Below are 12,251 nucleotides of genomic sequence, written 5' to 3'. Positions count from 1 at the left end.
CCATACGTGTACTTAACTTATATAATTGTCGATCGCAAGCTTCATCCCTTCATGACTAGCGACAAAGCCAAGCTTTTCATAAAAATGATGTGCGCTCTTCCTGCTCTTGTCGGTTGTCAGCTGAATCAGCTGGCAATCCATGTCCCGAGCGGTTTCAATAGCATGGCGCAGTAATGCTTCTCCGATTCCCTGGCTGCGATAGCGGCTGTCCACACGAACGCCTTCGATTTGACCGCGTGTCATCCCGAGTCTGGATAGACCGGGAATGATCGTTAGTTGGAGACATCCGATAACATCCTCATCATGAACAGCAACGATAATCGAGTTGCCCGCCTGTTGCTGGATTTTGGCAAAAGCAGTCTGATATTCTTCCGGTAGCGGATCTTCAAAACGCTCTCTCGAAGCTCCCAGTTCATCATCTGCCAGCAAACGTACTATTGCTGGCAAATGTTCCAAAGTAGCTGTCTTATATTCCATAAGAATTCACTCCCTTTTTATATGAATAGCTATTCCTGTGCAGCATGACGATTTACATACCAGTCGATCGCATTTTTGTACATTACTTTGTCGAATTGTTCCTGCTCCAGCGTATGATGGATGAGTTCAATATCATCATGATGATAAGGTCGTCTGGCTCTTGTAGAAGGCAGATCTGTACCGAACATTAGTGCATCCGGACTCACTGCACAAATTGCCTGGATCGCCTCCGGCACATTCAGTTCCACCCTCCCAAAGCCGGTAGCTTTGACACGGATGCCTTTGTCTACCAGATGGAGTAAATGAGGAAATCCTGCACGGGACAGTCCCATATGATCTACCACTACAGCCGGAAGATTCTCGATCACTGAGGCAATCTCGGGCAAAGAGGAAGAGTCGATATATAATTCCGCATGCCAACCCGCCAGTTCGTGTACTCTTTTGGCAAAGTAATCCAGACGGGATAATGTTTCCGACCCGCCACGTTGCACATTAAACCGGATCGCCCGTACTCCATGTCCATGCAGCTCCAGAATGTCTTCATCTGGAGTGTCATAAGGAAGCTGCGTCACCCCTACAAAGTCACTGCCCAGTGTCTGCAGGGAATGAATTAAATAAGACTGATCAAACCCCTGAAAGGAGCCGGAAACGACTGCTCCACCTCTAATATCTACTTCTTTGACCTTATCCAGATAATCTTCGCAGGTAAATGGTTCAGGCAAAAATCCCTGATTTTCGATCAGTGGAAATTGCGGATCAATAATATGCAAATGTGCATCAAACAAGATTCGTTTCAAAGGGGAAAACTCCTCTCCATATCAAGAATGAATGGTTGTGAAATAGATTCATGACAAGCTATTTGTATCAGCGAACCGATCCATAGATTGTCCATGATAAAAGACTAGCTTTGTTCTCTAAGCTGACTGACATGCTGCAGGAATTTCTTCTGCTTGCTTGCGCTGCCAAAGATCAGATATAGCAGCTGTTCCTGCTGATAATCCTCCAGCGAGGTGAGCTGATGATCCAAAGCAAGGACCAGCTCGGGTGTAGTCCAGCGGTCGGCGAGACCTTTGACCGGACGCGCAGACTGACCGCTACCTAGCAGGATCGCAGCCAGAACAGGCACCAGCCGTGGTTCCACTTCATGAGTCTCGATAAAAGTCTGGATATAGCTGTTATGTGCCATCTGATGCTCGGTATCTACCAGTTTCATGTAGTCCACCAGAAGTGGGAAATACTCATCGCTATGCAGACCCAGCCCCAATACCGCATATGTTCCCGGCATAACAGATTTCTCGCCGGGTTCTACATCGTTATACCAGGCAAATTCCTGCATCGCAAGCTGTGCATAATCAGCGATAAGCGGATACAGCTCGGGATACCTCATAGCTGTAGCAAATAGGCGGTGCAACGGCGATTTGGCCAGTCCTTTTACAGGCAGGAACAGTTTGGTCTTGCTGCCAAGCTTGAGTTTGTATTCGCACGGGAATCCCTGGCGCAGCAGATCACAGAGGTAGGTGATGGCTTCCCGGTAAGCTGCCGGATCTTCATTCAACAGCTTGATCTCGATCAGCTGCAAAATATCATTGGCTTTACCATGGATATAAGCATTTTTACGGGAACTCTCGACTTGGCCGCTGCCTTCCTTGAGATAACGTGTCGCTTTATCGGAGCCTAATTGTGCAGCATATTCCAGATACTGCTGCCGTTCATCGGCACTTTGTCTTCCCATGCACAGTGCAGCATAAAGAAGCAGTTCCAGTTCCTGTGGATCGACCGAACGGGAATCGGCATCCACTTTCAGACTGAATGGCTGGGCATAGCTGCCGGTTGCATCAAAGTAAACAGGCAGCCACTGTTCATTGGCCCATGTACGGAGCGCAGAGATCAGATTGCGGTCCCATTCGGCATGCAGCTTAGGAATCGGCTTTAGTTTGTGGTCCAGCTGGGTAGCCAATTCGATGATCCGGTCGGTACGGCGCGCCCAGATATCACTATTCAACAGCAGTTCACTGAAAAAGAAGAGATCCAGCTCTTTGGGATATAGAGGTGGTGGACTCTCTACTTTATCCCGGATAAATGTCTCCATTGCCAGACGTAGCGCTTCCCGTTTGGATTCATTTGTCCAATATTCGGTATGCTGCAGCGTATCCTCAACGAGCGCACGTTCAATATATAAGGAGACTTCCAGCTTGTAATCATAATACTGTGATCCCAGCTGATCTTCATAAAAGACCGGCTCCAGCCGCTTACGCAAAGCCGGCAGCCATTCCTGAATCAGCATCTCGTCGGTGATCGCTTCGATATCAACTTCCGTGTCCCATGGATACGCTGAATCACTCCAGGAAAAAGGTCTTTCAATCTCGATAAACATTTGGCCGCTGGTCCAATTGTTTTTACCTTTGCGATAGCCGATGCGGATGTAATCGTGAATCCCTGCCTGAAGCGTACTGCGTTGGCCGAACTCGCTAATTCGCTTTTGCTCACGCTTGGAGAGGGATTCCAACTGCTCCCATGTTTCTTCCAGTAATAATTCAATCTTGGCGTTCATATTCTATTCCTCCTGTAAGCCGCTTATATGTAAAATCATTTGTTATTCATTATATCATTTTGTATATGCCATCTTTTGGACGAGAAACTATCACCACAAAATATTAGCTGGTGATTGGAAAAGGATACATTTATTGATCATCTATAACAATTTATGATGAATCATCCGTTTAAGTATATAGAAGATTGTTTATGCATATATTCATTTTACATAGCTATAGCACATTCAAAGGATAACACTCATCCCTGATTATGCAATGGGATGACATCAAGGAGGTGAGAAGATTAATACACGGCAAATCGGGCTGCATATTATTTTGCCTATCCTGGTCGGTAGTATCATTTATATTCTTTACCGGCATACGACACTTCTTGTATTTCAATGGTTAAGCTTTGCAGGTCTATTGTCTTTTGTAATGCAGCTCAGAGAAATGGCTTCTCTATCTCTGCCATCTTTTGTTAAATATTCGCTGCCGGACGGATTATGGGCTTATGCATTTGCCTACACCCTTTATCAGATCTGGCGAGAATCCAGTAAAGTAGTCACGTATAGCATTATTTTTGGAATACCATGTATCGGAATATTCAGCGAGCTTTTACAGATTCCGCATATCATACAAGGTACATTCGATCTCAATGATGTGATCGCCTATAGTATCGCAGCTATTATTCTTTATATTATTTCTATTCAAAAGGGGAATATACACAGACATGAAAAAAACAATTTCAACACTGATCGCCTGCGCCATTTTTGGTACACTGGCAGCAGGAAGCATGAATAGCGATGAGCCTAGTTCGACCAGTAGTTCTACAAGTAGTTCCAATACAACTTCTGCCAAAGAAGAAAGTAGCAAAGCACCCAAGCAGGAAAAGAAACAATTTTATATTGGAGATGGCGTTAGTGTAGGTGGATTTGCCGTACTGGTACATACACCAGAAGTCAAAAGCAGTGTAGGTACTCAATACCTGCGTCAGGAAGCCAATGGCGAATTTTGGGCAATCCCGATTTCTGTGATTAACAATGACAAAGAAGCGCGTATGGTTACTATGGCTATGTTCAAGCTTGTATCCAAGGATGGAAGATCCTATGATGCCGATGCTACAGCCGTAATGTACATGGATTCTCAAAACAAATTGCTGCTGGACAACATCAATCCGGGTGTGCAGGTAGATGGATATATTGTATTTGATATGCCAACAGGTCAGAAAATGTCCAATTATTCCATGGAAGTTAGTGACCCGTTTAGCTTTACCCGCAACAGCCAAGTCATGATCAAGCTGGCCAAAAAATAACTTTGCTTCAAATAAAAAGACTGCCGACGTAGGTTCGGCAGTCTTTTTATATTTTTATCATATGAGAGAGGTTGTAATAGAATTGGCTGTATTCAAAATTTATTTGTTTGGAGAAACGAGGATTTTCACCTGATTTTTCTCTTTCATCAGTGCTTCAAATCCTTGCTCAACAATCTCGCTCAGGCCGATCCGTTTGGTAACCAGTTTCTCCGGAGAGAAATAGCCTTGATTCATCAGGCTGATTACAGCAGGGAACACATCACGATAGCCGATAATACCGGCGATATTGCGTTCCTGCATAACGATCAGATTCGGATGGATTGGAGCTTCTTTTTCGAAAATGCTGACGATCATGATCTGTCCGCTCAGCTTGGTTGATTCAATTGCCTGGGTCAGTACGACCGGTACACCGGTAACTTCATAGGCAACATCAGCGCCGCCTTCGGTCAGGCGATGAATTTCTTTGACTACATCGACATCAGCCGGGTTCAGGCCGATTGCGCCGAGAGATTCTGCTGTTTTGCGGCGTTCTTCGGACAGCTCAACCGCATAGATCTCGGCTGCGCCGGATGCACGCAGTGCTTCGATCACGAGCAGACCGATCGGACCTGCACCGAATACGACAGCGCGATCACCGACTTTGAACTGGCTCTGACGAACAGCATACAATGCGACTGCAGAGGGTTCAACTAGTGCGCCCTGTTCAAAGGAAACAGTATCTGGAATTTTGTGTACCATATGTTCATCTGCGGATACGTATTCGGAGAATCCGCCACCACCGCCGGCCAGACCGAGGAAGCCCATTTTCTCGCACAGATTATATTTGCCCTGACGACATGCTGTACATTTACCGCATGCAAAAATCGGCTCCACAACAACGCGGTCGCCTTCTTTGAATTTGGTTACGCCTTCGCCCACTTCGACGACCTGTCCGGAAAATTCATGTCCCATAACAACAGGTGCTTTTTCGTGAGTCAATGGGTGAGGGGTATCTTTGGAAATGAAAATAGGACCTGCTGCGTATTCATGCAGATCACTACCGCAAATGCCGCACCATTGTACTTTAATTTTTACTTTGCCTTCCTGTACGGTTGGTTCTTCAATTGTATCTACTCTCAAGTCTTTTACACCATGCCAACGTAATGCTTGCATCGAAGTCATCTCCCTGTGAGGTCATAAGATTATAAATGTGTTGCTACCGATAAGTATACACTATTTTAGGAAACGTTTCCGGTATTAATGATGTCACACTATAGACATATTGTCAAATGGATTTCGGCAGGAACTGACGTAAACCTACACAAGAAGGCAAAAAAATATATAGATCCATATTATCTTTGAATATGTGATTAAGGCTTTTATATCAGCTAATGAGTAGATAAAATTTAAAATAGTTCATTTCCGTAATGTAATCAGTATAGTCCGGATTGACTTCCTTTAATCAGACAGGCTTGTTTGCAAACCGCTATGTTATAATGTAAGAAAGTAATGAAAAATTTCACGGATGAATGGAAATGATTCCGATAAGAGGGGTAGAAACTGGCATGGCCAACAGAAAAAAGGTAACGATCGAAGATGTAGCCCGGCAAGCGGGCGTTGGTATTGCTACTGTATCGCGTGCTCTTAATGATAGCGAAGGCATCAGTGCGAAGACCAAAGCGCGTATTCTGGAAATCGTCGAAGAGATGGGCTTTATCCCCAATACATCTGCACAGAGTCTCAAAATCCGCCAGACGCGGCAGATTGCACTCGCTGTACCCGATATCCGCAATGCCATTATTCCGGATATCGCATGGTCGGTGGAGCAGGCTGCCAAGCAGCATGGCTATCGTGTTGTGCAGATCAATACGCTTGGTAATGCACGATTGGAGCTGGAGACGCTGCGTGAAGTAAAAAAATTGCATGTGGACGGTCTGGTTCTTATGCCACTGGCTTATCCGAAAACATTGGAAAATCTGATCAATCAATCCGCTATCCCGATATCGGTTATCAATTACAGCAAAAAACTCAGTCCCGATCTCAAAGCGGATATTGTCGGTATGGCACGCCCCGAAGGACGTCTCGTTATGGAACATCTGCTGCAGATCGGTCGTACCCGTATCGCTTACGCAGGAGCACCCAAGGACAAGATCGAAGAGCGTTATCTGGCGTATGAACAGTCGTTGCGTCACGTAGATGCTTCGCTTGTGTACTTTGGCGAAGACTTTACATTTGATACAGGACGCCAGGCAGCAGATTACTTTTATAATCTCAAACATATGCCTGATGCCATCTACGCAGTCAATGATATGGTTGCAATCGGTATTGTGAACCGGTTCAAGGAACTGGGTGTTCAGGTGCCCGAGGATGTGGCTATCGTCGGCATCGATAACAATCTATGGACTACAGTTACCACACCGCAGATCAGCTCGGTATCGATCATGGGCAATGAAGTGGGGAGGTTGGCAGCTGAGCTGTTGCTCAAACGTATTCAATCGCCGGAGCCTGTCGAATATGAACGCGTAGAATTTGAACCAAGGCTGATTGTCCGCGAATCGAGCCTTGCAGCCAAACATTATTCGCGTAAGGATCAGGAGTAGAGCGGACATCATGTCCACTCATATGGAGGAGAAAGTATGATTACTCAATCTCTGGAGCTGCTGCTCAAAGGAAAAATATTGCTAAAAGAAATAACGCCTGTCGATGCCAATTCCATCACATGGATGGAGGTGCGGTTGCAATCTGGCTGCCTTCCAGCTTATCCGCTACGTACTGAACCCGGTGCAATGATCGCATTTTCACCTTATCAACCAAGCGTTACTATAGAACAGGCCTGTTTCCAGGTCAGACAGGCTTCGTTTGATAGAGCCGATATTGAAGATGAACTGGAGCCCTCATATGACCGGGTAGGCGAGTATATACAGATTGCCAACTGGCAGGATCTACAGGAATATTTGGGTCACTATGATCTGATGATTGATGATTTTATCGATTCGCGGCATGTAGACAAGTATCCTTTATAAATGTCTGCTGACGAACGAGTATCTGGTTATACTGAAGCAGTGTAAAGGCAGAAAATCCAGCTCCCTTTTAGCTGTACATCCAGCTTCGTAAAAAGTACAGCCGATATTTCGACTTATCGTTGACAATCCGGCTGTACTGCTTCATAATCCATAGATGATAATGATTATCATTATCCGCAAATATATACATAATAGAGGAGAATTCGAACATGAAAAAGGGGTTCAGCGGAATCGCACTTATGCTCGTTCTGATGCTTGCACTTGCAGGCTGTGGAACAGCTGGAAATACAAAGGCTGAAGGAGAAACTGCACCAGCCGCTGGCGGATCAACAGAAGCTGCCGGACCGATAACGATCAAGCATAGTCATGGCGAGACAACGCTGGATAAACCGGCACAGCGTGTCGTTGTACTGGAATGGACATTTACCGAAGATCTGGTAGCTCTGGGTGTACAGCCAGTAGGTAGTGCTGACAATGAGCAGTACAAGATCTATGTAAGTCCGGAAGCTGCTCTGGATAGCAGTGTAGCCGATGTAGGTCTGCGTAATGAGCCGAATCTGGAAGCGATTGCGGCACTGAAGCCGGACCTGATCATTTCCAACTTTGACAGCAATAATAAGATTTATGATCAGCTTAATACGATTGCACCAACGATCGAGTATAATCTGAATACCGGAAATGGTTATGACTATGACAAGATGGTTGAAGTGTTCAACAGTATTGCCACTGCAGTAGGCAAACAGGATCAGGCGAAAAAAGTACTGGCCGATCTGGATCAGCACTATGCCGATGCCAAAGAAAAACTGGCTGCTGCCGACAAAGCGGATATGCACTATGTGATTACTCAAGCCTTCACTTCCCAGAATGCAGCAATGTTGCGCATGTTCCTAGACAACTCGGTTGTAGCAGGTACCCTGGCGAAGATCGGCATGATCAACGACTGGAAATCGGATAAAGTCGAAAATTACGGTTTCTCGACCGTAGGTATCGAAGCATTGTCCAAAGTACAGGACAGCAACTTTATCTACATCACCCAGCCGGATGACGATGTATTCGGAGCGGCAATGAAAGGCAATTCCGTCTGGAACGGACTGAACTTTGTCAAAGAAAAACGTACGTATCCATTGTCCGGAACCACCTGGACATTCGGTGGGCCTGTATCTTCCAAAGCATTGGTAGATCAGGTGGTTGGCGTACTGACGAAATAAGAAATACACGGATTATGATACAGCTTTGGCAATGAATCATGTGGGTGAAGTGATAGCTATTGTTATGAAGTGGTTATGATCCAATTAAGTATCGGCTCATCATATTGATAACGACATTTGCAATAACTCGCAATAATGATGTTCGTAATACCGGCATTCGTCATAATGATGCTCGCATTAATGATAATATGAGAAAAGCCTGCAGACTTTAATCTGCAGGCTTTTTCGTATTTCAGATAAATGCAGGAATGCACCAAACATATTTTAATTAGTACACAAATATGTTAATCAATAAAAGTACCATCCGGCTTATGGATGCATACTCCATTTCACGACTCCTCCCCGAGCATCAGCTGTATAGATTGCACCGTCACCATAAGCTCTGATGTCGGCATTCAGCAAAATATTACCGCTGGAAGAGGCGAAAATAGTTTGCAAATTCTGCGGATTCAAAACGTAGGCGCTTTTTTGTAAAGTGAGCAGCAGATTACCATCGATCGTTTGGATCAAGGAGATTCCTTCCTCCGGCGGGCCAACCACACTTTGCTGTGCTATCTGACTGTTCATGATATACAGGCTGATCGTATGGGAAGCAGGTTGGTATACAGCATAACCTGCACTCGATGCTGCAATCTGCGCATCAATTGGAATAAGACGTTTCCATAGAAGCTTACCCTTCAGCGAGAATCCGTACCATTTATCTTGTGTAGAGCCAGCTTCGCGAATAATTATGGAACCGTCAGACAGTATAGTTTGCTGTTCGTCCATATCGTCATATAAAATAGTAGCTTTGGGCATTTGGCAGGTGTACTGCTGCTGACCGTTCTGGTTGTATACTGCCAGCTTGGAACCATAGGCTGTATCCCAGATGCCACCGCGTCTAACCATGGGCGAGAGATCCATGAGGATATGCTCATTTTGGATACGGATTAACCGACCGGCGATTTGACTGCGATGGATCAGTTTGCCGCTGGCCTGGAAATGTAGCAATTCTGTATGATATATCCCTTTATTATCATAGCTGTACTGTACAGCAGCCAGAATAGAGTTGTCTTTCATCACAGATAGCTGCACGATATCCAGCCCATTCTGATGTGGAAGCGAGCGAGTCCAGTTTAATTTACCGGAACTGTTGATAGAATATAATTTGTAGGTGCCGTCCGTAAAATTCTGAAAGGCATATGTAGTACCATTAGCTGCAAAAGCAGTCTCGCCATAGATAGTAAAAGGGCCACCGGATTTGTGGAAATTATACGTCCATTTCACTTTGCCGGTATTCTCGTCCAATGCCTTCAGACTGTCCAATCTCCAATCATACGATATTCTGGCCTTAGGAGTGTTATCGACCAGCTGCGTAACATAGGCATAGACCAGCTTCTTGGCAGGAACCGCATGAATAGTGCTGACAAAGGAATTGGACGCATGTCGTATCAGTACAGAGGGCGTTCTCAGATTGGACGATGTCCATGATTTGTGCAGTGCATTCATAGCTGTAAGCGATTTTGGAGAGGAGCTTGCTGGTAATGATGCTGCATTCGTTCCTGTAATAGAGGATTCAGCAATGCTATCTTTATCAGTAGCAGATACAGAAGATGCAGGAAGAGCAGAAGCATGGACAGCATTAGAGGGAGTAAGCCACATGCTGCCGAGCAGGCCGGCTGTCACCAGACAGGAAGTCGTACGAGTAAAGAATGTTTGAAGCATATTGATTCCACCTTTATGTATTGAATTGCCGAATAGGTAAGCAGAGATGTTGCTGTAAGCAGGATAAGCTAATCCAGCTTATCCATGAACGACATCTGTCTGCCGATTAGCAGACCCTGTTTATTTTAGAACAAAAAGGTAGAGTATTTAATATGGAAAAAGTGACAATCCTATTACTGAAATGATACCTGCCTATAAGAAAACAGGGAAAGGCAGTAGAGAGCGCAGCATAAACGGGCTAACAATACATTGTGTACAGTGGAAGATATGTGATCTAATTTAGAAGTATAGAAAAAGCCTGCAGAATCAGGTCTGTAGGCTTTTATATTCATTTTATTCTACCTCGATTGCCAATTGTGTTGCCTGTTCAATAATTGCTAGATAACTGGCATTTACTTGGTCACTCATTTTCTGATACTTTTCATAATAACCCTCATCGTCGGTTTGCATATATTTGCTCATTAACTGCATCATATCGCTCGCTGTATTTCCCATATCCAGCGTGTGATTCCGAATAGAAACTACTTTTTCACGTACACTCGGATTGTCAATTTGAGGGATTGTCAGGGATTCAAGTCTTTGTAGGCGACTATCTATATTTTTGCGGTGAGAGGCTATTTGTGCCACTACTTTCTCAATTGTTGGTTCCTGCATCGTGGAGAAGTCAGCTGCTTGTTTCATTTCCTGACCGATATAATGCAGCATTTGAGTACATTCTTCTAAATATTGCAAAAGGTTATCACTTGCTTGCGTAGATAATCCGGATGCAGAGGTAGTTGGCTGCGATGGGCTGGGAGAATGATTCATCTCAACAGATGTGCTGGTCTCTACCGAAGTACTACTACCTGCAGAAACACTGGTCTCTACAGAGGTTGTTGTCTTCACGCTAGTAGAGATACTATTCGAATCCTGAGAGCTCTCCTGGACGGGAGGAGTACTGCTATTATCATTAAAATTATTGCTGCCAGCATTCTCGGTGTTGTGCAGATCATCTTCATTCTCGGCATAATCATCTGTTGCGCCGTTTGCTGTATTTCCGGTGGTGTCGGTATTCCATGTGGACGAGGAAGAAGAAGTCTCCGCCTGCTCTGTGGGCGCATCCTGCATATTTCCACAGCCAGCAAGAACAACAATTAGAGCAGCCGGTAAAATTAGATTTTTGAACAGTGTCATGATACACATCCTTATTGTTATAAAATAAATAGGGTAGCAGTACTACAGATACATAGACGTTATGTAATAGATCAAATCTGATTTAGAGCAGAGCTAATCATATCAAACGATAGGAAAGACTACAATTACTTTTACTATCACTCTATATCGGATATCTGCGATCATTTCATAAATATGAACAAGCAGCAAGTAGATAAATTGGCACCACATAACCGCTCATTCCCTAACTCATAGCCTTTATCCCATACGTCAAAAAACCGTCACAACTTTGAATCAACAAAGTTGTGACGGTTGGAGTCAATTTATCCTTAGGACATGCTATATGGTTTGGCAGCCGATAGGGTAGCGGGTTCGGAATGTGACGATTCCGAGGTTTCGCTATGCCATTCTTCTTCGCGTACGGTATGCAGCTCGTGTTTGTTCTGATGAAGTTCCTTGATCATATTCCGGTAAATAAAAGCTTCCTGCTGGGATAGGCCACTGCGGTTCTCTTTCAAAATCCAGTTCTCCACATTCTTCTTCAACATTTCACTTTTGCGTTCCAGTGCTTCGGTATAATTCAAGTATATTCATCCTCTCCGGTTTATGCTGTCAGATGGCAATCATAGTATGTAGTATGATCCCGATATGGAAGTCACATCCGACGTAACATTTACCATTATACGGCAAAGCTGCCGGGTGCCCAATCGGCATCTGAAGAGCTGAGTAACCATATTGCAGCTTGAGGATAGAAGAGACGGAATCAGAAGATTCGTTCGAAAGAGTCCTTCCGTATGCTCGCTTTTGCTGTTATGAAGAGAATATCGCCTACATCTTATTATTTATTAATTGTGCTGTTAATTCG

Annotated in this window: 11 protein-coding genes; 4 read left to right on the top strand and 7 right to left on the bottom strand. The window is 44.6% G+C overall.

Features of this window, described 5'->3' with window-relative positions; all coding sequences use genetic code 11:
* Nucleotides 1–12 precede the first annotated feature (12 nt).
* The 3 genes from WH46_RS13345 to WH46_RS13335 form a co-directional block, all read right to left on the bottom strand.
* Nucleotides 13–477: a GNAT family N-acetyltransferase gene (locus WH46_RS13345; protein ID WP_046227004.1), complete on the bottom strand. Its 465-nt coding sequence runs from the start codon at nucleotides 475–477 to the stop codon at nucleotides 13–15.
* 29 nt (nucleotides 478–506) lie between these two features.
* The gene (locus WH46_RS13340) at nucleotides 507–1,274 is read right to left on the bottom strand and encodes an amidohydrolase family protein (RefSeq protein WP_046227003.1); all 768 of its coding nucleotides are present in this window, start codon (nucleotides 1,272–1,274) and stop codon (nucleotides 507–509) included.
* A gap of 104 nt (nucleotides 1,275–1,378) precedes the next feature.
* Nucleotides 1,379–3,028, bottom strand: a complete 1,650-nt coding sequence (locus tag WH46_RS13335) for a DUF6138 family protein (protein ID WP_046227002.1) — start codon at nucleotides 3,026–3,028, stop codon at nucleotides 1,379–1,381.
* 710 nt (nucleotides 3,029–3,738) lie between these two features.
* Between WH46_RS13335 and WH46_RS13330 the strand changes: the two genes are divergently transcribed.
* Nucleotides 3,739–4,320 carry a DUF4352 domain-containing protein gene (locus tag WH46_RS13330; protein WP_046227001.1) on the top strand — a complete coding sequence of 194 codons (582 nt, stop codon included), beginning with the start codon at nucleotides 3,739–3,741 and terminating at the stop codon, nucleotides 4,318–4,320.
* A gap of 99 nt (nucleotides 4,321–4,419) precedes the next feature.
* Here the strand turns inward: WH46_RS13330 and WH46_RS13325 are convergent, their stop codons facing one another.
* On the bottom strand, nucleotides 4,420–5,472 hold the full coding sequence (locus tag WH46_RS13325) for a 2,3-butanediol dehydrogenase (protein ID WP_017811981.1): 1,053 nt from the start codon (nucleotides 5,470–5,472) through the stop codon (nucleotides 4,420–4,422).
* A 392-nt stretch (nucleotides 5,473–5,864) separates the two neighbouring features.
* Here WH46_RS13325 and WH46_RS13320 point away from each other — a divergent pair, with 392 nt between their 5' ends.
* The 3 genes from WH46_RS13320 to WH46_RS13310 all read left to right on the top strand — a co-directional run bounded on the left by WH46_RS13320 (nucleotide 5,865) and on the right by WH46_RS13310 (nucleotide 8,530).
* Complete coding sequence (locus WH46_RS13320) at nucleotides 5,865–6,899, top strand: LacI family DNA-binding transcriptional regulator (protein WP_046227000.1); 1,035 nt, start codon at nucleotides 5,865–5,867, stop codon at nucleotides 6,897–6,899.
* A 36-nt stretch (nucleotides 6,900–6,935) separates the two neighbouring features.
* The gene (locus WH46_RS13315) at nucleotides 6,936–7,322 is read left to right on the top strand and encodes a hypothetical protein (protein WP_046226999.1); all 387 of its coding nucleotides are present in this window, start codon (nucleotides 6,936–6,938) and stop codon (nucleotides 7,320–7,322) included.
* A 209-nt stretch (nucleotides 7,323–7,531) separates the two neighbouring features.
* On the top strand, nucleotides 7,532–8,530 hold the full coding sequence (locus WH46_RS13310; protein WP_046226998.1) for an ABC transporter substrate-binding protein: 999 nt from the start codon (nucleotides 7,532–7,534) through the stop codon (nucleotides 8,528–8,530).
* A 309-nt stretch (nucleotides 8,531–8,839) separates the two neighbouring features.
* Here WH46_RS13310 and WH46_RS13305 read toward each other — a convergent pair whose 3' ends face one another.
* The 3 genes from WH46_RS13305 to WH46_RS13295 all read right to left on the bottom strand — a co-directional run bounded on the left by WH46_RS13305 (nucleotide 8,840) and on the right by WH46_RS13295 (nucleotide 11,970).
* Nucleotides 8,840–10,234: a PQQ-like beta-propeller repeat protein gene (locus tag WH46_RS13305; RefSeq protein ID WP_046226997.1), complete on the bottom strand. Its 1,395-nt coding sequence runs from the start codon at nucleotides 10,232–10,234 to the stop codon at nucleotides 8,840–8,842.
* 333 nt (nucleotides 10,235–10,567) lie between these two features.
* Nucleotides 10,568–11,407, bottom strand: a complete 840-nt coding sequence (locus WH46_RS13300; protein ID WP_046226996.1) for a hypothetical protein — start codon at nucleotides 11,405–11,407, stop codon at nucleotides 10,568–10,570.
* A gap of 308 nt (nucleotides 11,408–11,715) precedes the next feature.
* Complete coding sequence (locus tag WH46_RS13295) at nucleotides 11,716–11,970, bottom strand: hypothetical protein (RefSeq protein ID WP_017811975.1); 255 nt, start codon at nucleotides 11,968–11,970, stop codon at nucleotides 11,716–11,718.
* Nucleotides 11,971–12,251 lie beyond the last annotated feature (281 nt).

The organism is Paenibacillus dauci (assembly GCF_000971985.1).
Classification (GTDB): Bacteria; Bacillota; Bacilli; order Paenibacillales; family Paenibacillaceae; genus Saccharibacillus; species Saccharibacillus dauci.
The sequence above is the reverse complement of the archived record's forward strand: the minus strand, read 5'-3'. Positions and strand labels throughout refer to the sequence as shown.